Source organism: Streptomyces sp. NPDC048295 (genome assembly GCF_040652135.1).
Classification (GTDB): Bacteria; Actinomycetota; Actinomycetes; order Streptomycetales; family Streptomycetaceae; genus Streptomyces.
The window spans coordinates 18,580-43,552 of the sequence record NZ_JBEZLL010000004.1 but is presented as its reverse complement, the minus strand read 5'-3'; the positions used below and the strand labels follow the sequence as shown (position 1 = coordinate 43,552).

Annotated in this window: 23 protein-coding genes; 13 read left to right on the top strand and 10 right to left on the bottom strand. The window is 70.1% G+C overall.

Going from position 1 to position 24,973, the window contains the following annotated elements; all coding sequences use genetic code 11:
- Window positions 1-163: 163 nt before the first annotated feature.
- Window positions 164-619, bottom strand: coding sequence for a hypothetical protein (locus AB0D53_RS06825; RefSeq protein WP_362441185.1), 456 nt, complete (start codon window positions 617-619; stop codon window positions 164-166).
- A 134-nt stretch (window positions 620-753) separates the two neighbouring features.
- Window positions 754-2,391: a protein kinase gene (locus AB0D53_RS06820; RefSeq protein WP_362441182.1), complete on the bottom strand. Its 1,638-nt coding sequence runs from the start codon at window positions 2,389-2,391 to the stop codon at window positions 754-756.
- A 294-nt stretch (window positions 2,392-2,685) separates the two neighbouring features.
- Here AB0D53_RS06820 and AB0D53_RS06815 point away from each other — a divergent pair, with 294 nt between their 5' ends.
- A complete protein-coding gene (locus AB0D53_RS06815) occupies window positions 2,686-4,311 on the top strand; it encodes a protein kinase (protein ID WP_362441179.1) in 1,626 nt (541 codons plus the stop codon).
- A 75-nt stretch (window positions 4,312-4,386) separates the two neighbouring features.
- On the opposite strand, the gene AB0D53_RS06810 is transcribed toward AB0D53_RS06815, so the two are convergent.
- The 3 genes from AB0D53_RS06810 to AB0D53_RS06800 form a co-directional block, all read right to left on the bottom strand.
- The gene (locus AB0D53_RS06810; RefSeq protein ID WP_362441961.1) at window positions 4,387-5,388 is read right to left on the bottom strand and encodes a phosphotransferase; all 1,002 of its coding nucleotides are present in this window, start codon (window positions 5,386-5,388) and stop codon (window positions 4,387-4,389) included.
- Between the two features lie 207 nt (window positions 5,389-5,595).
- Window positions 5,596-6,039, bottom strand: a complete 444-nt coding sequence (locus AB0D53_RS06805) for a pyridoxamine 5'-phosphate oxidase family protein (RefSeq protein ID WP_362441177.1) — start codon at window positions 6,037-6,039, stop codon at window positions 5,596-5,598.
- A 143-nt stretch (window positions 6,040-6,182) separates the two neighbouring features.
- Window positions 6,183-6,842: a response regulator transcription factor gene (locus tag AB0D53_RS06800; RefSeq protein ID WP_362441958.1), complete on the bottom strand. Its 660-nt coding sequence runs from the start codon at window positions 6,840-6,842 to the stop codon at window positions 6,183-6,185.
- 340 nt (window positions 6,843-7,182) lie between these two features.
- Between AB0D53_RS06800 and pdhA the strand changes: the two genes are divergently transcribed.
- From pdhA to AB0D53_RS06785, 3 genes are read left to right on the top strand one after another with little or no spacing between them, the layout of a single operon-like run.
- On the top strand, window positions 7,183-8,352 hold the full coding sequence (gene pdhA / locus AB0D53_RS06795; RefSeq protein ID WP_362441174.1) for a pyruvate dehydrogenase (acetyl-transferring) E1 component subunit alpha: 1,170 nt from the start codon (window positions 7,183-7,185) through the stop codon (window positions 8,350-8,352).
- A 2-nt stretch (window positions 8,353-8,354) separates the two neighbouring features.
- Window positions 8,355-9,335, top strand: coding sequence for an alpha-ketoacid dehydrogenase subunit beta (locus tag AB0D53_RS06790; RefSeq protein WP_072487522.1), 981 nt, complete (start codon window positions 8,355-8,357; stop codon window positions 9,333-9,335).
- Window positions 9,336-9,345: 10 nt separating this feature from the next.
- On the top strand, window positions 9,346-10,761 hold the full coding sequence (locus AB0D53_RS06785) for a dihydrolipoamide acetyltransferase family protein (protein ID WP_362441170.1): 1,416 nt from the start codon (window positions 9,346-9,348) through the stop codon (window positions 10,759-10,761).
- Here the strand turns inward: AB0D53_RS06785 and AB0D53_RS06780 are convergent.
- Window positions 10,748-11,239, bottom strand: a complete 492-nt coding sequence (locus AB0D53_RS06780; RefSeq protein WP_362441167.1) for an ATP-binding protein — start codon at window positions 11,237-11,239, stop codon at window positions 10,748-10,750. The two genes, AB0D53_RS06785 and AB0D53_RS06780, sit on opposite strands and share 14 nt — an antisense overlap.
- A gap of 247 nt (window positions 11,240-11,486) precedes the next feature.
- On the opposite strand from AB0D53_RS06780, the gene AB0D53_RS06775 reads away from it, so the two are divergent.
- The 5 genes from AB0D53_RS06775 (at window position 11,487) to AB0D53_RS06755 (ending at window position 14,353) form a co-directional block, all read left to right on the top strand.
- Window positions 11,487-12,377 carry a helix-turn-helix transcriptional regulator gene (locus tag AB0D53_RS06775; RefSeq protein WP_362441164.1) on the top strand — a complete coding sequence of 297 codons (891 nt, stop codon included), beginning with the start codon at window positions 11,487-11,489 and terminating at the stop codon, window positions 12,375-12,377.
- Window positions 12,374-12,559 carry a DUF397 domain-containing protein gene (locus AB0D53_RS06770; protein ID WP_362441161.1) on the top strand — a complete coding sequence of 62 codons (186 nt, stop codon included), beginning with the start codon at window positions 12,374-12,376 and terminating at the stop codon, window positions 12,557-12,559. The genes AB0D53_RS06775 and AB0D53_RS06770 overlap by 4 nt, the downstream gene beginning before the upstream one ends.
- A gap of 157 nt (window positions 12,560-12,716) precedes the next feature.
- Window positions 12,717-13,232, top strand: coding sequence for a GNAT family N-acetyltransferase (locus tag AB0D53_RS06765; protein WP_362441158.1), 516 nt, complete (start codon window positions 12,717-12,719; stop codon window positions 13,230-13,232).
- Between the two features lie 35 nt (window positions 13,233-13,267).
- Entirely contained in the window at window positions 13,268-13,864 is a 597-nt protein-coding gene (locus AB0D53_RS06760; RefSeq protein WP_362441155.1) for a hypothetical protein, read from the top strand.
- A gap of 99 nt (window positions 13,865-13,963) precedes the next feature.
- Window positions 13,964-14,353 (top strand): VOC family protein, encoded by a 390-nt coding sequence (locus tag AB0D53_RS06755; protein WP_362441152.1) that lies wholly within the window; start codon window positions 13,964-13,966, stop codon window positions 14,351-14,353.
- A 79-nt stretch (window positions 14,354-14,432) separates the two neighbouring features.
- Here the strand turns inward: AB0D53_RS06755 and AB0D53_RS06750 are convergent, their stop codons facing one another.
- Complete coding sequence (locus AB0D53_RS06750) at window positions 14,433-15,332, bottom strand: serine hydrolase (protein WP_362441149.1); 900 nt, start codon at window positions 15,330-15,332, stop codon at window positions 14,433-14,435.
- A 217-nt stretch (window positions 15,333-15,549) separates the two neighbouring features.
- Here AB0D53_RS06750 and AB0D53_RS06745 point away from each other — a divergent pair, with 217 nt between their 5' ends.
- Window positions 15,550-16,245 carry a GntR family transcriptional regulator gene (locus AB0D53_RS06745; protein ID WP_362441146.1) on the top strand — a complete coding sequence of 232 codons (696 nt, stop codon included), beginning with the start codon at window positions 15,550-15,552 and terminating at the stop codon, window positions 16,243-16,245.
- Window positions 16,242-17,552: an MFS transporter gene (locus tag AB0D53_RS06740; RefSeq protein ID WP_362441143.1), complete on the top strand. Its 1,311-nt coding sequence runs from the start codon at window positions 16,242-16,244 to the stop codon at window positions 17,550-17,552. The genes AB0D53_RS06745 and AB0D53_RS06740 overlap by 4 nt, the downstream gene beginning before the upstream one ends.
- Before the next feature lie 112 nt (window positions 17,553-17,664).
- Here the strand turns inward: AB0D53_RS06740 and AB0D53_RS06735 are convergent, their stop codons facing one another.
- Window positions 17,665-18,489, bottom strand: a complete 825-nt coding sequence (locus AB0D53_RS06735; protein ID WP_362441140.1) for a maleylpyruvate isomerase family mycothiol-dependent enzyme — start codon at window positions 18,487-18,489, stop codon at window positions 17,665-17,667.
- Window positions 18,490-18,673: 184 nt separating this feature from the next.
- Here AB0D53_RS06735 and AB0D53_RS06730 point away from each other — a divergent pair, with 184 nt between their 5' ends.
- Window positions 18,674-19,471 (top strand): carbon-nitrogen family hydrolase, encoded by a 798-nt coding sequence (locus tag AB0D53_RS06730; protein ID WP_362441137.1) that lies wholly within the window; start codon window positions 18,674-18,676, stop codon window positions 19,469-19,471.
- A gap of 32 nt (window positions 19,472-19,503) precedes the next feature.
- Here the strand turns inward: AB0D53_RS06730 and AB0D53_RS06725 are convergent, their stop codons facing one another.
- A complete protein-coding gene (locus AB0D53_RS06725; RefSeq protein ID WP_362441134.1) occupies window positions 19,504-19,995 on the bottom strand; it encodes an LURP-one-related family protein in 492 nt (163 codons plus the stop codon).
- 64 nt (window positions 19,996-20,059) lie between these two features.
- Here AB0D53_RS06725 and AB0D53_RS06720 point away from each other — a divergent pair, with 64 nt between their 5' ends.
- Window positions 20,060-21,886 (top strand): NHL domain-containing thioredoxin family protein, encoded by a 1,827-nt coding sequence (locus AB0D53_RS06720; protein ID WP_362441131.1) that lies wholly within the window; start codon window positions 20,060-20,062, stop codon window positions 21,884-21,886.
- Between the two features lie 41 nt (window positions 21,887-21,927).
- Here the strand turns inward: AB0D53_RS06720 and AB0D53_RS06715 are convergent, their stop codons facing one another.
- Window positions 21,928-24,909: a BTAD domain-containing putative transcriptional regulator gene (locus AB0D53_RS06715; RefSeq protein WP_362441128.1), complete on the bottom strand. Its 2,982-nt coding sequence runs from the start codon at window positions 24,907-24,909 to the stop codon at window positions 21,928-21,930.
- Between the last annotated feature and the right edge of the window lie 64 nt (window positions 24,910-24,973).

Below are 24,973 nucleotides of genomic sequence, written 5' to 3'. Positions count from 1 at the left end.
GGCCACTGCTCGGGTCGGAGTTTCTGATTCCGACCCGAGCCGGGCGGCATGGATTCGCGCGTGAAAGCATTCCGGGGTACCGGCGGAATACCGGTTGAAATCGGTGGGCCGATGAAGGTATCTGTTCCCCGGCCCTCCGGAGCCCCGGAGGTGCTATGTCGACCTAGATATAGGGGTTGGTGATGGAGCGATCGTTGCACATTTCGAGCGAATCGCTTCCCTCCATCAGGTTGACTTCGACGTAGACATACTTCAGGCCTCTGGTGTCCGTGGCTGATGTCGTCCACGTGTGCGAGGAGCCCTTGCCGTCGTACAGGTGATGCATGGTCCAGTTGTGCGACTTCAAGTTGCGGTCGACCGTGGTCAGTCGGATGGCCACGTGGTGCCCGTCAGCGGCGGTGTCCGTGACTGTGAGGTTCACGTTCTTGATGGTGTTGGCGTTGACGAACTCCCACGAGCCCTTGCCCTTGGCGCCGGAAACGCTGCACGACGCCCCGACAGGTTCTGCTGCTGCCGGTGATGCGGCAACAGGGATGGCAACCGCTGCGGTGACACATGCAGCGGTGAGGCCGAGCAGATTCCTGCGTACGCGCATTCCTTTTACATTGATCATTGCCATGTGGGCAACGTACGTAATTTATTCATGTCGAAGTAGTCGATTTCGAGTCGTTTCGACTGCTTGCGTTCAGGAAAGCGACCTTGAGCCGGGACGGACGATGACAGACCGGCTCTCGGTGAAAATCCTCTGTGATGCTAGGCCGGGTCGCCCGTCGCGATGCGGAGTTCGAAGTGGGCGCCGGTCTTGGGCACGGCGGTGCCCGGAGTGGGGAACTGGTCGATGACCTGGTCCTCCGCGTAGGTGTTGCCCGGTACCTTGATCGGCTTGATGGTCCAGCCCGCCTTGTCCGCACACGCCCGCGCGGACAGGATGTCCTTGTAGAGGAAGTTGGGGGCGTCGACCTTGTTCGGGTCGTCGTTGTCCTCCATGGCGTCGGTGCACTTCTCGGTGTCCATCGTCCGGTTCCGCTCCGGATCCTTGTGCTCGCTCGCGGCCGGGGACTCGTTCGCGGTCGTGCCGCCCTTGTCGTTGTCCTTCAGCGCGAGCACCGTGATCAGGCCGCCGATCGCGATCAGCGCGACCACGATCGAGCCCACGATCACCGGCATGCTCCGCTTGGAGCCGCCTCCGCCCGAGCCGGAGTGCGACTGGGTCTGCGTCTGCGGCGAGACCGTGTAGGGCGGCGGGGTCTGCTGCGGCACCGGGGCCTGGCTCTGGTACGCCGGGGCCGACTGCGGGTAGCCGTACGAGGGGGCCGGGGTCGCCGGTCCGTACGGGCCCGGCTGGGCGCCCGACTGGTACGGGCCCGGCTGGTACGGCGTCTGGACGCTCTGGGGTATTCCGCCGGACTGGTCGACCGGCGGGAAGACCGTCGCGCCGACGCCCGAGCCGCTGTTCGCCGGGTTGCCGCCGCCCGCGACGATCACCGGCGCGCCCGTGGTGCCGCTCGCGGCCAGCACGCGGGCGATCTCGTCCTGCATCGCCGCCGCGCTGGGGAAACGTTCGTTCGGGTTCTTCTTCAGCGCGCGGGCGACCAGCGCGTCCATCGCCGGGGTGATCGACCGGTTGATGGTGGAGGGCGCGACCGGCTCCTCCTGGACGTGCGCGTACGCGATGGCCAGCGGGGAGTCCGCGTCGAAGGGGATCCGCCCGGTCAGAAGCTGGAAGAGCATGATGCCGACCGAGTACAGGTCGGAGCGGGCGTCCACGCCGCGGCCCAGGGCCTGCTCGGGGGAGAGGTACTGCGGGGTGCCGACGACCATGCCGGTCTGCGTCATCGACGTGACGCCCGACTGCATGGCGCGGGCGATGCCGAAGTCCATGACCTTCACGACACCGCGCTTGGTCACCATCACGTTGCCGGGCTTGATGTCGCGGTGGACCAGACCCATCTCGTGGCTGGTGTCCAGCGCCGCCAGCACGTCGGCCGTCACCTTCAGCGCCCGGTCGGCCGGCATCGCGCCGTGGTTCTGGATGTCCGCCTGGAGCACGGAGCCCAGCGGCTGCCCCTCCACGTACTCCATGACGATGTACGGCATCAGCGCGCCGCCGAGCTCGTCCTCGCCGGTGTCGAAGACCGAGACGATGTTGGTGTGCTGCAGTTTGGCGACGGCCTGCGCCTCGCGCCGGAACCGCTCGCGGAAGGACTGTTCGCGCCCCAGCTCCGTGTGCAATGTCTTGATCGCGACCTGGCGGTCCAGGGCGGTGTCGTACGCCAGGTATACGGACGCCATCCCGCCCTCGCCGAGCAGGTCGCGAAGCTGGTAGCGCCCGCCGGCGACCGAACCGCCCGCGTAGCGACCCTGAGCGCCGTGTGCGCCGTCCTGGCTCATGACTTGCTTCCCCCTCGGCGCGCGACTCACGCGATCATCCCTATTACGCGCCAAGTCTGCCCGAGGGGTACGACACGTCAAGCCAGGTGCCCGTTCCGTGACCCTACGCACAAGAAGCGTCTCGGAAGCGTTACAGGACCCGCATGAAATTTGCGTGGACGGCACGCCGGGCGGTTGGATGACCGGTCCCTCTCGGAAACGGTGCGTCCGAAAGAGGCTGTAGCGTGACGTGGCAATGCAGCTAGACACCGTGAGAACCCGCGGACGCGCGGACAGATACGACGGCGAGGACTGATGGCACCCGATTCCGAAGCAAACGGCGGCGGAGTTTCGGATGGCACCGACTCCTGGGGCATCGGCGGTGTTGTCGGTGACGGGCGTTACCGGATGACCCACCGCCTCGGCCGGGGCGGCATGGCGGAGGTTTTCGCGGCCGAGGACGTCCGGCTCGGACGTACCGTCGCGGTGAAGCTCCTGCGCTCCGATCTCGCCGAGGACCCCGTCTCCAAGGCCCGGTTCACGCGCGAGGCGCAGTCGGTCGCCGGGCTCAACCACCACGCGATCGTCGCCGTGTACGACTCCGGCGAGGACATCGTGGGCGGGGCGACCGTCCCCTATATCGTGATGGAGCTGGTCGAGGGCCGCACCATCCGCGACCTGCTGATCAGCGCCGAGCCCCCGCCTCCCGAGCAGGCCCTGATCATCGTCTCCGGCGTGCTCGAAGCACTGGCGTACTCGCACCAGCACGGCATCGTGCACCGCGACATCAAGCCGGCCAACGTGATCATCACCAACTCCGGCGCGGTCAAGGTGATGGACTTCGGCATCGCCCGCGCGCTGCACGGCGCGCAGTCGACGATGACCCAGACCGGCATGGTCATGGGCACGCCGCAGTACCTCTCGCCCGAGCAGGCGCTCGGCAAGGCCGTCGACCACCGCTCCGACCTCTACGCCACCGGCTGCCTGCTGTACGAACTCCTGGCGCTGCGGCCCCCGTTCACGGGCGAGACGCCGCTGTCGGTCGTGTACCAGCATGTCCAGGACATTCCGGTCCCGCCGTCCGAGGTCCTGGGCGCGGTGCCGCCGGAGCTGGACGGGCTGGTCATGCGCTCCCTCGCGAAGGACCCGGACGACCGGTTCCAGAGCGCCGAGGAGATGCGCGGCCTGGTCCAGTACAGCCTTCAGATGCTTCAGGTGCAGGGCGGCCACACCGGTACGTGGAACACCGGCCCGGTCGCGGTGCACGAGGGCGGGCACACCCCGGCCATGGGCGTCGCCGGGGCCACGATGGCGATGGGGCACCCGCCGCACGGGGACACCTCGCAGGGCCCGATCCTGCCGCCGATGAACCCCGACGACGGCGGTTACGAGGGCGGGAACAACGGCGGTGGCGGCCGCGGCAAGCTGTGGCTGTTCGTCGTGCTCGCGCTGATCGCCATCGGGGCGGGCGTCGCCATCGCGGTCAACGCCGCGAACGACACCGGCTCGAAGCCCGAGAAGAAGCCCGACAAGGTCTCCAGTTCGCCGTCGCCGGAGAAGAGTCCGTCCGGGCCGACCGACGACCAGAGCGATCAGACCCAGGAGCCGGAGAACTCCTCCGGCAACCAGCAGGACACCTGGCCGTCGCGGACCCACTCCCCGTCGACCACCCCGACCCAGCCGACGGAACCGGCGACGAACCAGCCCTCCACCCCGGCGACCGGCGGCACCACGGACAACGGCGGTACGGGTACCGACAACGGCGGCACCACGGACAACGGCGGTACGGGTACCGACAACGGCGGCACCACCGACAACGGCGGTACGGGCACGGACAACGGCGGCACCACCGACAACGGCGGTACGGGTACCGACAACGGCGGCGCCGCCACCACCGGTACGTCCGCGGCGGCCGGGACCGGTACGGGCACCATTCCGTGACCCGGAGCTGACCCGGAGCTGACCCGGAGCTGACCGGGGCCGACCCGGCAGCACCCCGGCCGTTCACGAGCGGAATCAGCCCGTGAACGCCTCGCACACCGTCTCGTACTCGCGCGTCCACCAGACCGCCAGGGCCGACACCGCAGGGAACTGCGGGTCGGCCCTTTGGTCGTCCAGGCAGTACCGCCAGCGCAGTATCCAGAAGTCGTTGAGCCGCTCCCACCACACCCGGTGCACCGCGGCGGCCAGTTCCGCCGCCCCCGCCCCGGCCGCCCGCCGGTAGGCCCGCGCGTACGCCCGTACCTTCTCCAGCTCCAGCTTCCCGGCCGGCAGCACGAAGAAGATCGCCGCGGCCCGTACCGCCTCCTCCGCCCGCGGCTGGACCCCCAGCCGGTCCCAGTCGAGGATCGCGACCGGGTCGCCGCCCCGGTACAGGACGTTCAGCGGGTGGAAGTCGCCGTGCACCCAGCCGGTGGCCGGAGCGCCGGGTGTGGGGGGTCTGCGGGCGGCGTGCTGTTCCAGCAGGGTGCGCCGCTCCAGGAGGCGGTGCTCGGCCAGCTCGTCGAAGGCGTCCCGGGGGCGGCGCCGGCGCGCGGCCGTCAGCAGGTCGTCGATCAGCGCGAAGGTGTCGGCGGGGTCGGGGCTCCGGTACCCGACGGACCCGGCGGGCCGGTGTGCGGGCCCGGTGCCCGACCCCATGACCTGTTCGAGCCCGGTGTGCACGGCCCCGAGCAGCGCCCCGAGCCGCTCCGACTGGGCGGTGCTGAGCTGGGCGCCCGCCCGGTGCAGCCCGTCCACCCACGGGTGCAGGGCGTAGCACCGGCCGCCGATCTCGGTGACCGTGTCGCCCTCGGTGTCCTGCACGGGCGGGGCGACGGGCACGCCCAGCGACTGGAGCCGCTGGGTGGCGCGGTGCTGGCGGACGATCGTGGCGCGGTCGCCGGTGGAGTCGTCGAGATGGTGCTTGAGGAAGTAGGAGCCGCGGGTGGTCGATACGCGGTAGCCGTGGTTGAGCAGGCCCTTGGTGATGGGCTTGCAGCTCAGGGGCTCACCGGCGTCCGGATAGCGGCGCAGCACCTCGTTCACCGGAGGCACGGGCGGCCGGGGCACGGACGGCCGGGGCACGGACGGGAGGAGCACCTTGTCCACCGGCGACATGGGTGGGAGGAGCACCCTGTCCACCGGCGACATGGGTGGAGCGGGTACGGACGGGAACAGCACCTCGCCGGCCGATGGAACGGGCGGAAGGGTGACAAATGAGCGCGGCACTCACCAGATGTTAGATCACGCTGTGTGGCCGATCGGCTGACTTGCGTCGAAGCCCAGAGTGTGCACAGAGACGAAGTGCGGTTCGAGCCTGAGGTACGCCGGATCGAAGGGCTCGCCGTTCACCCGCGCGGGACCGTCGCCGAACAGTTCGCGCTGGCCGGGCTCCGGGTGCACGATCTCGGCGGTGCCGGTGAACTGCACCGCCCACAGATCCCCGTCGCCCCCCGGACCGGCGCCGCCCGGACCGGCGGTGCTGAAGTTGTCCGCGCCGTACGCCACGACCGTGCCGTCGCACGCGTTGTGGTACCCGAAACCGCTGTGCATCCGCAGGACCACGCGACCGTCGATCACGACATGGCGGGCCACCGACAGAAACGGGAGGGCCCGCATGCTCGTCGCCAGCCGGCCGTACCGGACGCGGGCGAGCAGCTCGATCGCCTGGAGTTCCTCGGAGGACATGACCTCCACTCTCCGTCACCCCGGAGGTCACAGAAAGAGGCCGCGGCCCCGGTTGCTCCGGGACCAAAGTCCCGAAGACCGCCGGGGCACGCGGCCCCTTCGTCCCCGTTCCCGCGCCGTCCCGGCCGGCCCGGTGCGGCGCCTCAGCGCTTCTCCGCCTGCAGCCTGGCCACGTACGCGGCGGCCTGCGAACGCCGCTCCATGCCCAGCTTGGAGAGCAGGCTGGAGACGTAGTTCTTGATCGTCTTCTCGGCGAGGTGCAGCCGCTCGCCGATCACCCGGTTCGTCAGCCCCTCGCCGATCAGGTCGAGGATCTTGCGCTCCTGCTCGGTGAGGCCGGAGAGCTTGTCCTCGTCCCGGCCCTTCTTGCCGTCGCGCAGCCGCTCCAGCACCCGGGCGGTCGCCACCGGGTCCAGCAGCGACTTCCCGGCCGCCACGTCGCGCACCGCGCTCAGCAGTTCGTTGCCCCGGATCGCCTTCAGCACGTAACCGGACGCACCGGCCATGATCGCGTCGAAGAGCGCCTCGTCGTCGGCGTACGAGGTGAGCATCAGGCATTTGATGTTCTCGTCCCCCGAGCGGACCTCCCGGCAGACCTCCACCCCGCTCCCGTCCGGCAGCCGGACGTCGAGGACCGCCACATCGGGCCGGGTCGCGGGGATACGGACCAGGGCGTCCGCCGCGGTGCCGGCCTCGCCGACGACCTCGATGTCGTCCTCGGACGAGAGCAATTCATGGACTCCGCGTCGGACGACTTCGTGGTCGTCCAACAGAAAAACGGTGATTTTTCCTTGTTCGCGCACAAAACGCAGTCTCACACACTCGCCTCTTCCCTGCCGCCGAACGGCGGGATAACGTGCCGTTGTTCCGGCGGCCTGCGAGGCTGTTACCAGTGCTGTGACCAGCGAGAGTTCCCGACTTTTTCGATTTACTTGGAAATCCAAGCAAAATCGCAGGTCAGATAGGGTTTCGCAGTTATGCGGCGTACTGGGTAACGTGCTTTTGGCAGGGCGCTCGCCGGGGCACCTGTCACGCCTGTTCCCGGACCGAGCGGCACCCACCCCGTGCACGGGTGCGGACACAGGCGAGCCGCACTGGCTTCCCGGCAGACCCCGGGGGCCGGACCGACGGAGGAGCACGCACGTGACCGTGGAGAGCACTGCCGCGCGCAAACCGCGACGCAGCAGCAAGCGGACCAGCGCCGTGAAAACGACCGCGAAGACGCCACAGAGTTCCGAGCCCGAGCTCGTACAGCTGCTGACGCCCGAGGGCGAGCGCGTGGAGCATCCGGACTATTCGATCGACCTGACCGCGGACGAGCTGCGCGGTCTGTACCGGGACATGGTCCTGACCCGCCGCTTCGACGCCGAGGCCACCGCCCTCCAGCGTCAGGGCGAGCTGGGCCTGTGGGCCTCGCTGCTCGGCCAGGAGGCCGCCCAGATCGGCTCCGGCCGGGCGCTGCGCGACGACGACTACGTCTTCCCGACGTACCGCGAGCACGGCGTCGCCTGGTGCCGGGGGGTCGATCCGACCAATCTGCTCGGGATGTTCCGTGGCGTGAACCACGGCGGCTGGGACCCGAACAGCAACAACTTCCACCTGTACACGATCGTCATCGGCTCGCAGACCCTGCACGCCACCGGCTACGCCATGGGCGTCGCCAAGGACGGCGCCGACTCGGCCGTGATCGCGTACTTCGGCGACGGCGCCTCCAGCCAGGGAGACGTCGCCGAGTCCTTCACCTTCTCCGCGGTCTACAACGCCCCGGTCGTCTTCTTCTGCCAGAACAACCAGTGGGCGATCTCCGAGCCGACCGAGAAGCAGACCCGCGTCCCGCTCTACCAGCGGGCGCAGGGCTTCGGCTTCCCCGGTGTCCGGGTCGACGGCAACGACGTACTCGCCTGCCTGGCCGTCACCAGGTCGGCGCTGGAGCGGGCCCGCCGGGGCGAGGGGCCCACCCTCGTCGAGGCGTTCACCTACCGGATGGGCGCGCACACCACCTCCGACGACCCGACGAAGTACCGGGCGGACGAGGAGCGGGCCTCCTGGGAGGCCAAGGACCCGATCCAGCGGCTGCGCGCGTACCTGGAGAAGGAGGGCGCCGCCGACGAGGCGTTCTTCACCGCGCTGGACGAGGAGAGCGAGACCCTCGGCAAGCGGGTCCGCGAGGCGGTACGGGCGATGCCCGACCCCGACCCGATCGCGATCTTCGACAACGTCTACGCCGACGGGAACCCCCTCGTCGACGAGGAGCGCGCCCAGTTCGCCGCCTACCAGGCATCGTTCGCAGACACCGCCGAGGAGAGCAAGTAGCCATGGCCATGGAAAAGATGTCCATTGCGAAGGCTCTCAACGAGTCGCTGCGCAAGGCCCTCGACACCGACCCCAAGGTCCTCATCATGGGTGAGGACGTCGGCAAGCTCGGCGGCGTCTTCCGGATCACCGACGGGCTCCAGAAGGACTTCGGCGAGGACCGGGTGATCGACACCCCGCTCGCCGAGTCCGGCATCGTCGGCACGGCGATCGGCCTGGCCCTGCGCGGCTACCGGCCCGTCGTGGAGATCCAGTTCGACGGCTTCGTCTTCCCCGCGTACGACCAGATCGTCACGCAGCTCGCCAAGATGCACGCCCGCGCGCTCGGCAAGATCAAGCTGCCGGTCGTCATCCGGATCCCGTACGGCGGCGGCATCGGCGCCGTCGAGCACCACAGCGAGTCGCCCGAGGCGCTGTTCGCGCACGTCGCGGGGTTGAAGGTGGTCTCGCCGTCGAACGCGAGCGACGCCTACTGGATGATGCAGCAGGCCGTCCAGAGCGACGACCCGGTCATCTTCTTCGAGCCGAAGCGCCGCTACTGGGACAAGGGCGAGGTCGAGACCGACTCCATTCCCGGCCCGCTGCACAAGGCCTCGGTGGCCCGCACCGGCACCGACCTCACCCTGGTCGCGTACGGCCCGATGGTGAAGGTCTGCCTGGAGGCCGCCGCGGCGGCCGAGGAGGAGGGCAAGTCGATCGAGGTCCTGGACCTGCGCTCGATGTCCCCGATCGACTTCGACGCCATCCAGACCTCGGTCGAGAAGACCGGCCGGCTCGTCGTCGTCCACGAGGCGCCGGTGTTCTACGGCTCCGGGGCCGAGATCGCCGCCCGGATCACCGAGCGCTGCTTCTACCACCTGGAAGCACCGGTGCTGCGGGTCGGCGGCTACCACGCCCCGTACCCGCCGGCGCGTCTGGAGGACGAGTACCTGCCGGGTCTCGACCGTGTGCTCGACGCCGTCGACCGCTCGCTGGCGTACTGAGGACTGGGACGTGACAACGATGACCGACACTTCCAACGCTGCTCGCTTCCGTGAGTTCAAGATGCCCGACGTGGGCGAGGGACTCACCGAGGCCGAGATCCTCAAGTGGTACGTCCAGCCCGGCGACACCGTCACCGACGGCCAGGTCGTCTGCGAGGTCGAGACGGCGAAGGCGGCCGTGGAGCTGCCGATCCCGTTCGACGGGGTGGTGCACGAGCTGCGCTTCCCCGAGGGCACGACCGTCGACGTCGGCCAGGTGATCATCGCGGTGGACGTGGCACCGGGCAGCGGTGACGCGGCCCCGGCGCCGGTCGCCGTGCCGGTCGCGGAACCGTCGGAGCCGGAGGCCCCCAAGGGACGCCAGCCGGTCCTGGTCGGGTACGGCGTCTCCGAGAGCTCGACCAAGCGGCGCGCCCGCAAGGGTGCGGCGGCTTCCGTACCGGCCGCCGCGGCGGCGATCCAGGGTGAGATGAACGGCCACGCCACAGTGGTCCCGGAGAGCCGCCCGCTGGCCAAGCCGCCGGTCCGCAAGCTGGCCAAGGACCTGGGCATCGACCTGGCCACGGTCGTCCCGACCGGCAAGGACGGGATCATCACCCGCGAGGACGTGCGCGCGGCTGCCGCGCCCGTACCGGCACAGGCTCCGGCGCCCGTCGCCGCCGCCCCGCTGGCGGCCGAGGCCGTTCCTGAAACCCCGGCTCCGGCCGTGGTCACCACGGTGGGCGCCCGCGAGACCCGTATCCCGGTCAAGGGCGTACGGAAGGCCATCGCCCAGGCGATGGTCGGCAGCGCCTTCACGGCCCCGCACGTCACCGAGTTCGTCACCGTCGACGTGACGCGCACGATGAAGCTGGTGGCGGAGCTCAAGGAGGACAAGGACATGGCGGGGGTGCGGGTCAACCCGCTCCTGATCATCGCCAAGGCCCTCCTGGTCGCGATCAAGCGGAACCCGGAGGTCAACGCCGCCTGGGACGAGGCCAACCAGGAGATCGTCCAGAAGCACTACGTGAACCTGGGCATCGCCGCCGCCACCCCGCGCGGTCTGATCGTGCCGAACATCAAGGACGCGCACGACAAGACCCTGCCCCAGCTCGCCGCCGCACTGGGCGAGCTGGTCTCCACGGCACGGGACGGCAAGACCTCCCCGGCCGCGATGGCGGGCGGCACGGTGACCATCACCAACGTCGGTGTCTTCGGCGTCGACACGGGCACGCCGATCCTGAACCCCGGCGAGTCCGCGATCCTCGCGGTCGGCGCGATCAAGCTCCAGCCGTGGGTCCACAAGGGCAAGGTGAAGCCCCGTCAGGTCACCACGCTGGCCCTGTCGTTCGACCACCGCCTGGTCGACGGCGAGCTCGGCTCCAAGGTCCTGGCGGACGTCGCCGCGATCCTGGAACAGCCGAAGCGCCTGATCACCTGGGCGTAGCTGTACGAGATGGGCCCGCGCGAAGTTCGCGCGGGCCCATCGGCATGTCCGGCTTCTGCCGCAGGGCGAGTTCGGCGAACACCGTCTTGCCGACGGTGCGCGGCTCGACGCCCCAGCGGTCCGCGAGCCGCGCGACGATCAGGAGCCCGCGGCCGTAGCACTCGTCGTCCCCGGCCTCGCGCAGACCGGGCAGCCGCTCACCGCGTGCGTCGCTCACCGCGATACGGAGCGTGGTCGCGGTGAGCGTGAGGTGGACGCGGAAGAGGCGGTCCTCGATGGCGCCGTGCAGCAGTGCGTTGGTCGCCAACTCGCTGACCAGGAGCGACGCGTCGCCGGCCAGCTCCGGATGGCCCCATTGGAGGACGAGCCGGGCGGCGCGATGACGGCACAGGGAAACGCTGCGCGCGGTGGGGGTGTAGTCGAGCCGGTCCTCGCGGAGGACGGGTTCGGGGACGGAGATCTGTTCGGCTGCGGTCATGGACGCGTGCCTCCGTGGGATGCGGGCGGTGGCGATGCCGCGCCTGCGGGGCGCCGGTTCCGGCGCGGGGCAGGGCGGTGCACTTCCGCCATTTCGGCTCCGCTGCGTGAGCGGTGGAGAGCCGAACGTAGCGCTTCGTATATCCAGGGCTCAAGGCTCCGGGAGATATATTCCCCATACGAGCTACTGGCCCCGAGGCTGCGGCGCTTGCTGCGACACTTGGGGTTCGCAGGGATGGGAGGTCCGCATGCAGGCAATGGGCAAGAGGGCGAATGGCAACCGAGTCTCCACTGTTCTCGGTCGGCGCCTGGGTGGGGAGCTTCAAGTCCTGCGGGTTGCAGCGGGCATGACTCAACGTCAGGCAGCAGAATCGCTCAGCGCGACTCCGACGAAGATCGTGAAGATGGAGAGCGGGTGGGTTCCGATGCGGGACCCGGACATCGCGGCGCTCTGCACCCTGTACGGAGTCAGCGAGGCGCGGATTCTGGCCCACTTGCTGGAGCTGGCGAAGACTGATCGCGAGAGACGTAAGGTCAAGGGGTGGTGGAACGAGACCCCGACTCTCGCGACGCAGGTGGAGTACATCGCGATGGAGGATGCCGCCGTCAAAGTGCGGCAGTGGCAGATGGCTCTCATCCCCGGCCTGTTTCAGACCGCTGAGTACACGCGAGCCATGGGCGTGGCTGACATGTCGTGGAACGACATCGACAGGATCGAGGATGTTGTCGCAGGCAGAATGAAGCGCCAGGCCAGGTTGCACGGCGACGCACCCCTGCGGATCCACGCTGTCATCTGGGAAGCCGCGTTTCGTCAACTGATGGGCGGGCCTGCGGTGATGGCACGCCAGCTTGAGCATTTGTGCGGCTTGGCTGAACTTCCGAATGTGCACATTCAGGTGTTGCCGTTCCGTGCCGGTGGCCATCCCTGCATCGGCGGCCCGTTCAACGTTCTGTCATTCGGGGAGGACGAGGCGGTGGATGTCGTGCACATGGACACCCCGCGGTCCACCATCTGGGTCGAAGACGCGGACGAGAGCCAGGTGTTTGTCAGCCTTTTCGACCAGGCTTCCCGAATGAGCCTGTCGCCCTACGACTCGATCCAGTTCATCGACAGCATTGCGAAGGAGATGAGCAAGTGACTGTGTTCCGCTTCTCCAAGTCCAGCTACAGCGCGACGTCCAGTGAGTGCGTCGAAGTAGCCTGCAATGTCCCCCACACCATCGCCGTCCGCGACTCCAAGCGTCCCGACAGCCCCGTCATCGTCCTCGGCCCCGCCGCCTGGGACGCCTTCCGGGCCGGGCTGGTCCGGTCGTCGGGCTGACCCGGGCCGTCCGGCCGGAGCCTGTCGCGAAGGCCGCTGTTCACCGGCCCTCGGGCTGTGTTTCCCTGCCGCAGTGAAGAGCGAGAGCGCGTCCGGCGCGGATGTACCCCCTGGTGTCCGACAGCGGACTGACCGCGACCTCGGCGACTGTGCTCGGGTGCTGGCAGAGGTCCATGAGCACGACGGCTATCCGGTGAACTGGCCCGACTCCCCGGGCGCATGGCTCACACCGTCATCGCTCATCGCCTCATGGGTGGCGGAACTGGACGGCCGTGTGGCCGGTCATGTCGGTCTGTCCCGGAGCGGCGCGGGAGACGCGGCTCCCGGGCTCTGGAGCGCTCGTGCGGGGGTGAGTACCGACGCGACCGCCGTGGTCAACCGACTGTTCGTCGCCCCGTGGGCCCGCGGCCACGGGATCGGTGCCCTGCTGATGGGGCGGGCTGTCGCGGAAGCACGGGATCACGGCCTGCATCCGGTGCTCGACGTGCTGGCTTCGGACACTGCGGCAGCAGCTCTGTACGAGCGGCTGGGCTGGCAGCTGCTGGCCACGGTCGAACAGCAGTGGAGCCCGGAGCAGAAGGTGACCGTCCGGTGCTATGCGGCGGCGGCCCGGTCCGCGCGTGCGCAGCCGCCGGCATACCCGGCCTCTTGTCGGACACCGCCACTACGTTGACGCGAGGATCTCGCTTCGACCTCTGGAGAGGGCACATGTACGACGAACGGCTCGCCGCGTTTTCCGCCGAGCGGCTGGACGGCCGTCCGATACCCGACGATCTGCGTGTGCTGCTGGTGGCGCAGTGGGGAGGCCGCACCGACTTCACCCGCCTTCTCGACCTCGACTTCTTCGAGGCGGGAGAGGTCCACCCGCTCCTGGACACCAGTTACCTGAGCGAAAAGGAACTCGCGGACCCGGAGATGCAGGCCGTCAATGCCGGAGCCGCGGAGATGGCCAAGTACGTCAAGCTCGTGGCGAAGGGGGGAAAGGGGTGGATCGGCTACTGGCTGCACCCCGACGAACCTGCGGATCGTGCCTGGCACCTCGTCGAGCTGGACACCGAGTTCAGCTTCTGGGGCCTGTCGGGCCTCACTCTGACCGAGGGGGTCGCCGCCGAGCGGGCCGGCTACCAGGACGAGCCCGACGAGCGAATCGCGTTCACACGACTGGCCGCCGAACTCGCCGGGCTCGGCCTGCCGCTGAGCACCGAGGACTACGACGCCCTCGATGACACCGAGTACACGGTGGACCCGGAGGAACTCATGGAGGAGCTGACCGAAGCCGAACGAGAGAAGCGCGGTCTTCGCTGAGCGGGGAGATGCCGGCCGTCGGCGTCCGGAAGGGCGCTCGGAATTGCGGGCCCGAAAAATAGGAACTGGCTGGCGAAGACCCGCTGTTAGGGTGACCGAATGGCATCGGTCAAGAAGTTCCAGGTCACGTTCGACTGCGCAGAGCCCGAGCGCGTCGCCCGCTTTTGGTGCGAGGTGTTGGGGTACGTCGTGACGCTGCCTTCCGAGGGACAGGGATCATGGGCTGTGTGCACCGATCCCACGGGTGAGGGCCCGCGCATGTATTTCCAGCAGGTTCCCGAGGGCAAGGTCGCCAAGAACAAGGTGCATCTCGACGTGCGGGCAGGCACCGGGCTCGTGGGTGCGGAGCGGCTGGCCGTGCTCGAGGCCGAACGCGATCGGCTGGTGGCGCTCGGGGCGGTGTGCACGAAGGTGCTGTATGCCGACGAGGAGAACGAGTCGTGCATCAACATGCAGGACGTCGAGGGCAACGAGTTCTGTCTCGACTGAGCATGCTCTCCGGTACGGCGAGAGGGGGCCCGCGTGATGCGGGCCCCCTCTTTGTGCGTGCTGCTGTGAAGCGAGTGGGCTACTTCTTGAAGGAGTAGTCCATGATCTTCTTCATGTCCGCCGAGCGGTTGGTCGCGTTGGTGGAGGCGAGCACCGTGCCGACGATCGTCTTGCTGCCGCGGGTCGCGGCGAAGACCAGGCAGTACTTGGCCGTCGGACCGGAACCGGTCTTGATGCCGATGGCGCCGCTGTAGCTGCTGAGCATGGTGTTGGTGTTGGACCACGACATGTAGCGGTAGCCGCCGGACTTCGTGGTGACCTTCTGCTTGGTCGACTTGGTCTTGACGACCGTGCGGAAGGTGGAGCTCTTCATCGCGCTGCTGGCGAGCTTCGTCAGGTCGCGCGGCGTCGAGTAGTTGGAGCCGTTCCCTATGCCGTCGAACGAGTCGAAGTGGGTGTTCTTCAGCCCGAGGGACTTGGCCTGGGCGTTCATCTTGCCGACGAACGACTTCACGCGGGCCGCGCGGGTGGAACCGGAGCCGAACTTGTCGGCCAGCGCGTAGGCGGCGTCGCAGCCGGACGGCAGCATCAGGCCGTACAGCAGCTGGCGGACCGTGACCTTGTCGCCCACGATCAGGCGGGCCGACGAGGCGCCCTTGGAGACGATGTAGTCGCTGTACGCCTTCTGGATCGTGACCTTGGAATCCAGGTTCAGGTTCTTCTGCGCCAGCACCACCTTGGCCGTCATGATCTTGGTGGTGGAGCCGGTGGAACGACGGGTGTCCGCGGCCTTGGAGAACAGGGTCTTCGCGGAGCCGTTGTTCATCGTGAAACCGCCGGCGGCGGTGATCTTCGGGGTGGCGAGCGTGGCGGCCTGTGCGGTGGAGGCGAAGACGCTGCCCGCGATGACGGCACCGGCCGTGAGGGCCACGGTGGCCGTGGCGGTGGCGCGGCTTATGCCCTTAATGCCGATTTTCAACTTGAATACTCCAAATGCCCCTGGAATGCGGCCACATGAAGGTGCCGCTCGGTGGTGAGACTCATGAGCCTGCCGGATGGATGTGCTGATTCCTGAGGCAATTCAGGGATACGGGTGATTCCTGCCACGGCCGGGTGAAGCGGGGCGGGGCGGAAGGCGTGCGTTCCGTATCGCGGACTCGTTCGCCATGTACGCATCTTGTATCTATGCTGTGTGCATGCCTGCCGCACCCCCAGCCGTGAAGCCTGTCGCGAAGTCGTCCGTGAAGTCCGCCGTCAAGCAGCCGCCAGCCGCCGAGCGCGTCTACACCCACATCAAGGAGGCGGTCCTGCACCGCCGCTACGAGGGCGGCACCCTCCTGACCGAAGGAGACCTCGCGGAGGCCGTCGGCGTCTCCCGTACGCCGGTGCGCGAGGCGCTGCTGCGGCTGGAGGTCGAGGGGCTGATCAAGCTCTACCCGAAGAAGGGCGCCCTCGTCCTCGCCGTCTCCGCCCAGGAGATCGCGGATGTGGTGGAGACCCGGCTGCTGGTCGAGGAGTTCGCGGCCCGCAAGGCCGTGCCCGCCTCCGCGCAGCTGATCGGCCGGCTCGAAGAGCTCCTGGAGGAGCAGCGGCAGCTGGCCGAGGCCGGGGACCTGGCGGAGGTGTCCGTGAAGGACCGCTGCTTCCACGCCGAGATCGTGCGCAACGCGGGCAACGACATCCTCTCGCGCCTCTACGACCAGCTGCGCGACCGGCAGTTGCGGATGGGTGTCGCCGTGATGGAGGCGCACCCGGGGAGGATCGCCGCCAACATCACCGAGCACGGCGAGCTGCTGGAGGCGATCAGGGCCGGGGACGCGGAGGGGGCCGCGCAGGTCGTGCGGCGCCATGTCAGCCGGGTCAAGGTGCTGGTCAGGGGTGAGGACCGGTGAGCTCTGCCGCCGCTCCCACCCTGTCCCTGCCCGGCGATCCACCCGGTGGCCGGCGTGCCGCGTGGGTCTGGGGCATCGGGGTCGCCGTCTACTTCGTCGCGATCATCTTCCGCACCAGCCTGGGTGTCGCCGGGCTGGACGCCGCCGACCGGTTCCACGTCAACGCCTCCGCGCTCTCCACGTTCTCCATCCTCCAGCTGCTCGTCTACGCGGGCATGCAGATACCCGTCGGCCTGATGGTCGACCGGCTGGGCACCAAGAAGGTCCTCACCCTCGGGGCCGTGCTGTTCACCCTCGGGCAGCTCGGCTTCGCGCTCTCCCCCTCGTACGGCATGGCGCTGGCGTCCAGGGCGCTGCTCGGCTGCGGGGACGCGATGACGTTCATCAGCGTGCTGCGGCTCGGCGCCCGCTGGTTCCCGGCCCGGCGCGGCCCGCTGATCGGCCAGGTCGCGGCGCTCTTCGGGATGGCGGGCAACCTCGTCTCGACGCTCTTCATCGCGCGGGCCCTGCACGGATTCGGCTGGACCAACACGTTCGTCGGCAGCTCCGCCGCCGGGGTCGTCGTCCTCGTTCTGCTGCTGCTCTTCCTGAAGGACCACCCCGAGGGCCACGAGCCCCCGCCCGCGGAGCACGCGGGCGCCGCCTATGTGCGCAAGCAGATCGCCGCGGCCTGGCGGGAGCCCGGCACCCGGCTCGGCATGTGGGTGCACTTCACCACGCAGTTCCCGGCCATGGTGTTCCTGCTGCTGTGGGGGCTGCCGTTCCTGGTGGAGGCGCAGGGGCTCAGCCGGTCCACCGCCGGTGAGCTGCTCACCCTGGTGGTGCTCTCCAACATGGCCTTCGGGCTGGTCTACGGACAGATCATCGCCCGCCACCACGCGGCCCGCGCCCCGCTGGCCCTCGGCACGGTCCTGGTGACGGCGCTGCTCTGGGCGTCGGCCATCTTCTACCCCGGCGACCACACGCCGATGTGGCTGCTGATCGTGCTGTGCGTGGTGCTCGGCGCCTGCGGCCCGGCCTCGATGATCGGCTTCGACTTCGCACGGCCGGCCAACCCGCCGGAGCGGCAGGGCACCGCGTCCGGCATCGTGAACATGGGCGGCTTCATCGCCTCGATGACCACGCTGTTCGCCGTCGGTGTGCTGCTGGACGCGACCGGCGACAACTACCGGATCGCGTTCGCCTCGGTCTTCGTGCTGGAGGCGCTCGGCGTCGTACAGATCCTGCGACTGCACTCCAGGGCCACGCACCGCGAGCGGAACCACCATGTGGTCAGCCGCGTGGAGGCCGTGCACGTACCCGTGTGACCGCTCGTCGTGCCGGATCGGCGGCGCGCCCGTCCCTCGTGCGACGGGCGCCGCCGATCATGACGTCACGGCGCTGAGCCGTCACACCGTCATGCCGTCACACCGTCACGGCTCACGGCGTCACGGCGAAGTTCTGCAGGATCGCCGTCGCCAGGTCCTCGTCGCCCTCGACCTTGACCCGCTCGGCGACCGCGGACGCGCGCACCCGCCCGCAGGCGAGGAGGAAGTACGTCTCCCAGTCCATCGCCAGCGTCACCACGGGCCCCAGCGACGGCGAACCGTCCACCGAACCCCGGCCCTCCGCGTCGACCCTGACGGTGCGCAGGAACTCCAGCGGCCCGTGCACATCGAGCACGATCGCCGAATTCGTCGGCGCTCCCGCGTCCTTGGCGACCACCTTCGGTAGCGCCTCCAGCAGGATGTCCCGCACGATCGTGGCGCCGGGGGAGTCCAGATTGCCGGGCTGCCCCAGCGTCGCCCGCAGGTCCTGCTCGTGCACCCAGACGTCGAAGGCGCGCATCCGCAGCGCCAGTTCGAGGGTCTGCTCGGCACCGAGCGGCGCCCGGACCATGGTCTCGGGATCACGTGTCTCGTTGCGCAGCTGACGCGCCCGGCGAATGATCGTGTACTCCAGCTCGGAGGTCATCTCCGGCGCGGTGTGGTGCCGCCGCACATCGACCTGCATCTCCATGTAACGGGCGAAGTCGCTCTGCACGTGGTAGAGATCGCGGGGCAGGGAGTGGATCGGGCGCGGGTCGCCGAGCTGCTCGGACTCCATGCCGATGACGTGCGAGACGATGTCACGCACCGACCAGGCGGGGCATGGCGTACGGCGGTTCCACTCTCCCTCGGCGAGCGGCTTCACCAGCTCCGCTATCGACTCGATGGAGTGGGTCCAGGCATCGGCGTAGGTCTGGAGGCTGGGATGGACGGTCACGGGACCCCTCGTGCGGTTCTGCGGTGCATGGGCTGGAGAGCTGGGCGCGGGCGGCGGTCTGCGGGCGGCGGTCTGCGTGGGAGGTTCGGTCGCTAAGTTACGCTGCGAGCAGGCACCCCGGCAGTGCTTTCGTGTGACGATCGTAGGCCCGTGTTGACGGCTCGAATGCCAGGACGGTGGTAGTGTGCGCGCCTCCCTCATCCAGATCGCAGTAGACCCGGACGAATCCGTCAGTGCCCGGAGAGAGCGTGCGGCTTCCCTGATCGCGGGCCGGCGAGGCGCTGATCTGGTGGTCCTTCCCGAGCTCTGGCCGGTCGGCGCGTTCGCCTACGACTCCTTCGCGGACGAGGCCGAACCGCTCCAGGGGCCCACCCACGACATCATGGCGAAGGCCGCGGCCGACGCCGGGGTCTGGCTGCACGCGGGCTCCTTCGTCGAGCGCGCCGCCGACGGCACCTTCTACAACACCTCGCTCGTCTTCACGCCCGAGGGCGAGCGGGCCGCCGCGTACCGCAAGATCCACCGCTTCGGCTTCGACCAGGGCGAGGCGGTCATGATGGGCGCCGGCGAGGAGCTGGTCACGGTCGCCCTGCCGCAGACCACGCTGGGCCTCGCGACCTGCTACGACCTGCGTTTCCCGGAGATGTTCCGCGGCCTGGTCGAGGCGGGCGCCGACACGCTGATCGTCTCGGCGGGCTGGCCCGAGCGGCGCCGCGCCCACTGGACGCTGCTGGCGCAGGCCCGCGCCGTCGAGAACCAGTCGTACGTCCTGGCCGTCGGCTCCGCGGGCACCCATGGCGGAGTCCAGCAGGCCGGGCACAGCATCGTGGTCGACCCGTGGGGCGAGGTGCTCGCGGAGGCGGGCGCGGACGAGGAGGTGCTCGACGTGGAGTTCGACCCGGCGAAGGTGGCGGCGACCCGCGAGCAGTTCCCGGCCCTCAAGGACCGCCGCCTGGGACTGGCCCCGCCCGGGCTCCGGTAGGACCGCTTCGTTTCACGTGAAACCGGGGCGGATCAGTCCTCGCGCTCCTTGTCCGCGAGCACGATGACACAGACCGACACGGCGATGAGCAGTGCCGTGTCGGCGTCCTCCCGCACGACGTCGATGCCGTAGGTGTCCCGGACGGTCAGCCAGCGCCTAGAGATCTGGGCCAGCAGTTCCCCGTCGTACTCGATGGCGAACTCGCGGTCCAGGATCTTGCCGCTGACATCGAGTTCGGTGCCGTCGACCAGTGTGACCCGGTAGTGGTTGCGCAGCAGCGACAGCCGCTTGCGCTTGATCCTGGCGAGCTGTTCGCCGTCGCGCTCGATGAGCATCGTGTCGCGCAGGCTGAGCAGCTTCTGCCGGATCTCGACCAGGATCCGGCCCCGCGCGTCCTTCAGCTCGAAGGTGTCCCGCAGCCGCATGGCCTTGCCGTCGACGAGGAACACCTTGCGGCCGTCCGCGTCCTCGATCCAGTAGTCGTCACCGACGGAGAAGAGTCGTTCACGCACCAGGAATCTCATGGCTCACAGGTTCCCCGAGGTCCCTGCGGAATGCGTGGACGCCACGGTGATGTTGACTGTTCACATGGCAACACGTGCGCGCGTCAGGGCCCCCGAGCTGATCGGCAAGGGCGGCTGGCTCAATACAGGCGACCAGCAGTACACCCTCGCTGACCTGCGAGGACGCATTGTGGTCCTGGATTTCTGGACCTTTTGCTGTGTGAACTGTCTGCATGTCCTCGATGAGCTGCGCGAGCTGGAGGAGAAGCACCGCGACACCCTGGTGATCATCGGGGTGCACTCGCCGAAGTTCGTCCACGAGGCCGAGCACCAGGCCGTCGTCGACGCCGTCGAGCGGTACGAGGTCCACCACCCGGTCCTCGACGACCCGGAACTGGCGACCTGGAAGCAGTACGCCGTACGGGCCTGGCCCACGCTCGTCGTCATCGACCCCGAGGGCTATGTCGTCGCCCAGCACGCCGGCGAGGGCCATGCGCACGCGATCGCGAAGCTGGTCGAGGAGCTGGAGGCCGAGCACGCGGCGAAGGGCACGCTGCGCCGCGGCGACGGCCCCTATGTCGCGCCGGAGCCGGTCGCCACACATCTGCGCTTCCCCGGCAAGGCGCTGCTCCTGCCGGACGGCGGCTTCCTCGTCTCCGACACCACCCGCCACCGCCTGGTCGAGCTCGACCGTGACGGCGAGACGGTGCGCCGTCACTTCGGCACGGGGGACAGGGGCTTCGCCGACGGCGGTCCCGACGGGGCCCGGTTCTCCGAGCCGCAGGGGCTCGCCGTGCTGCCCGACGGCCGGATCGCGGTCGCCGACACGGTCAACCACGCCATCCGCGCCCTCGACCTCGCCACCGGGGAGACGACGACGCTCGCCGGCACCGGCCGCCAGTGGTGGCAGGGCTCGCCGACCTCCGGGCCGGCCCGCGAGGTCGACCTCTCCTCCCCCTGGGACGTGGCCTGGTTCGCCGGCCGGCTGTGGATCGCCATGGCGGGGGTGCACCAGCTGTGGACGTACGACCCCGCGACGCGGACCGTCGACGTCGCGGCGGGCACCACCAACGAGGGCCTGGTCGACGGACCGGCGGCCGAGGCGTGGTTCGCCCAGCCGTCCGGGCTCGCCGCCTCCGCCGACGGGGAGCGGCTCTGGGTCGCCGACTCGGAGACGTCCTCCCTGCGCCACGTCGAGCGCGACGGGGACGGCTTCGCCGTCCGTACGGCCGTCGGCACCGGGCTCTTCGACTTCGGGCACCGTGACGGCGCCGCCGGACAGGCCCTGTTCCAGCACCCGCTGGGGGTGGCCGCGCTGCCCGACGGGTCCGTCGCCGTCTGCGACACGTACAACCACGCGCTGCGGCGTTACGACCCCGCGAGCGGCGAGGTCACCACGCTGGCCACGGATCTGCGCGAGCCCAGCGACGCCGTACTGGTCGACGGAGATCTCGTGGTCGTCGAGTCCGCCCGGCACCGGCTGACCCGGCTGCGGCTGCCCGAGGAGGCCGTACGCGTCGCCGACCGGGCGCACCGCACACAGCGCGCGGCCACCGAGATCGCCCCGGGCACGCTCCGGCTCGATGTGGTCTTCCAGGCACCGGCCGGGCAGAAGCTGGACACCCGGTACGGCCCCTCGACCCGGCTGCTGGTCTCGGCGACCCCGCCGGAGCTGCTGGTGGAGGGCGCGGGGCCGGGGACGGACCTGTTCCGTGACCTGGTCCTGGCCGAGGACGTCACCGAGGGCGTCCTGCATGTGTCGGCGATGGCGGCGTCCTGCGACGACGACCCGGCGAACGAGTACCCGGCCTGCCATGTCCACCAGCAGGACTGGGGCGTCCCCGTCCGCGTGGACGCGGCGGGAACGGCCCGGCTGCCGCTGGTGCTGGCGGGAATGGACGAGCAGGGCTGAGAGGCGGTCGGGCCCGGTCGCGCGACCGGGCCCGGAGCGGCTCACCCGTCGTCGGTGAGCCGGCGGACCGCTTCCTCGTACCGCTTGCGGTACTCCGGCTCGGCCGTCACCCGCAGCAGCGCCTGGAGGGCCTGCACCGCGCCCTCGTCGTAACCGGCGCTCTCCGCCTCCCCGGCCGCCCGGTCCAGCAGCCGGATCCCGTCGTTCTCCTCGCCCAGCGCCAGACGGGCCTCGCCGCTGGTGGTCAGCAGCAGCACCCGGCGGGCGATCTCCTCGTGCTCGGGCCCCAGGTCGAGCGCCGTCCGGGCGGATTCGAGGGCTTCGTGCGGCCGGTGCGCGGCCAGTTGCATCCGGGCGAGGTGCTGGAGCGCCAGCATCTCGGTGTGCGCGTCCTGCGCCTCACGGGCCAGCGCGACAGCCCGCCCGCATCCCTCCAGAGCGGTGTCGAGTTCCCCCTGCTCGGTCTGGACGACGGCGAGGTTGATCAGCGCGGTCGCCTCGCCGAGCCGGTCGCCGGCCTGCCGGGCCAGGCCGGGCGAGCGCTCCAGCAGGGCGACGGCCTCGGCGGCCCTGCCCTCCTCGGCCAGCACCCAGCCCAGCAGGTTGATCACCCTTGACTCGGCGTACGCGTCGCCGAGGGCGCGGGCCGAGTCCAGCGCCAGTTCCAGCAGCGGGGCCCAGTTGTCCCGCACCCGCCACACCACCCGCGGCCACTGGAGCAGGATGATCCGCCACGCCCGGTCGTGGAATCCGGCGGTCCGGGCGGCGTCGGCGGCCAGCGCCAGATCGTCGCGTTCGGCCGCCAGCCAGTGCATCGCCGTCGCCCGGTCGACGAAGTCCCGTACGGCGACCGGGCGGTGGTAGTCCTCCGGCAGGACGAAGCAGGGCTCGCCGCCGGGCTCGGCCGTGTCGGCGGCGGCCAGCGCGGTGGCGATGTAGTGGTCGAGGACCCCGATGAGTGCCTCGGACCCGCTCCCGGGGTCCATGCCGTGGGCGTAGAGGCGCACCAGATCGTGCAGCACCCAGCGTCCGGGCGCCGTCTCGGTGACGAGATGGGCGGCGGCGAGCTGTTCCAGCGCCGCCGTGGCGACGACCGGGTCGGTGCCGGCGAGCGCGGCGGCCGTGTACGGGTCGAAGTGGCTGCCGGGGTGGTGGCCGAGCCGGGCGAGCTGGTGGACGGCGTCCTGCGGCAGCTGCTGCACGGTCAGCCGCAGCGCGGCCGAGACACCGGTGTCGTCCACGTCGAGGTACGTCAGCCGGCTGCGTTCGTCGGCGAGTTCATCGGCGAGACCGGCCAGTGTCCACGTCGGGCGCCCGGCCAGCCGGGCCGCGGTGACCCGCAGCGCGAGCGGCAGTCCTCCGCAGAGTTCGGCGAGCCGACGGGCCGCGACCGGTTCGGCGAGCACCCGGTCCTCGCCGAGCACACCGGCCAGCAGGGCCGTGCCGTCCGGCGGTTCGAGGACGTCGAGCGGTACGGGCCGGGCCGCGTCCGAGGCGATGAGGCCCTCCAGCCGGTGCCTGCTGGTGACCAGCGTGACGCAGTCGGTTCCGCCCGGCAGCAGCGGCCGGACGGTGGCGGAGTGGCGGGCGTTGTCGAGTACGACGAGCAGGCGGCGCCGGTCGGTCAGGGAGCGGAAGAGCGCGGCCGCGGCCGCGACGGACTCCGGGACGCGGCGGGGCGCGACGCCGAGCGCCAGCAGGAACTCGCGCAGGACCTCGATGAGGGCGGGCTCGCCGGTGTCGCTGAACCCGCGCAGATCGGCGAAGAGCCGCCCGTCCGGGAAGGCGGCGGGGGTGCGGTGCGCCCATTGCAGGGCCAGCGCGGTCTTGCCCACGCCGGCCGGTCCGGTGACCAGGCAGACGGGTGCCTCGCCTGCCGCGGCCCGGGTGAGCGCGGCCAGCTCGGCGGTCCGCCCCTGGAAGCCGCGGGGTGCGCGGGGCAGCAGATCGGTGGGGTGCGGCTCGCCGGCCAGGGACGGCACGGGGAGGGGGCGGGGCGGCGCGCCGGTCGTGCCGCCGCCCGTTCCGCCGGTCGTACCGTTGCCCGTTCCGCCGGTCGTACCGTTGCCCGTTCCGCCGGTCGGGGCGGCCGGTCGCGCCGCGGATCCGTCGTCCGTTCCGGTCCGCGGGTCCGCCACCGGACGGGCCGGGGGCACGGTCCCGTTGCCGGAGCCGCCCCGGCCGCCGTTTCCGTCACCGCCGCCGGTCCGGACCGGGCCACGGGCCGTGGCCCCCTGTCCGTCGGGTGCGTTCCGTCCGCCCTCCCGCCCGGCGTCCGGCCCGGGGTCGCCGCGCAGGATCAGCGCGTACGCGTCGGCGAGCTCATGTCCGGGATCGATCCCCAGCTCGTCGGCGAGCAGCCGCCGCGTGCGGTGGAACCAGTCCAGCGCCTCCGACTGACGCCCCGCCCGGTACAGCGCCGTCATCAGCGCCGCCGCCAGCGACTCCCGCATCGGATGCGCGACGGCCTCCGCCCGCAGCACCGACGCCGCCCGGTTGTGCTCCCCCAGCGCCGCGTAGGCGTGTGCCAGTTGCTCGACGGTCGCCAGCCGCGACTCCTCCAGCGAGTGGGCGGCGGCCTGGAGCGGCCGTCCGGTGAACGCGCCGCTGAGCGCCGGCCCCTGCCACAGGGACAGGGCCTCCTTGAGCATCAGCACCGCGTCGACGGGGTTGCGCTGCCCCCGCGCCAGTGTCAGCAGTTCCTCGAAGCGCTGCGCGTCCAGCAGGGTCTCCGGCAGCCGCAGCACATAGGCGTCGCCGAGGGTGACCAGCTCCACCCCGTACGCCTCCGCGTCCGCGCCCACCAGCAGGGCGCGCAGCCGGGACACATGGCCCTGGATGACGCTGCGGGCGTGCAGCGGCGGGGTGTCGTCCCAGAGCGAGTCCGTCAGCCTGGCGATGGAGACGGGGGTGTTGGCGGACAGCAGCAGCGCGGCGAGCAGGCTGCGGCGCTTGGCGGGGCCGAGCGGCAGTGGCCCGGTGAACGTGTCGACGGAGACGGTGCCGAGCAGCCGGAACTCCACGAGCGGCTTCCCTTCCGGGCGGGATGCGCCCGGGGGGCGGGCACGGGAAAGTCCCAGGATATCG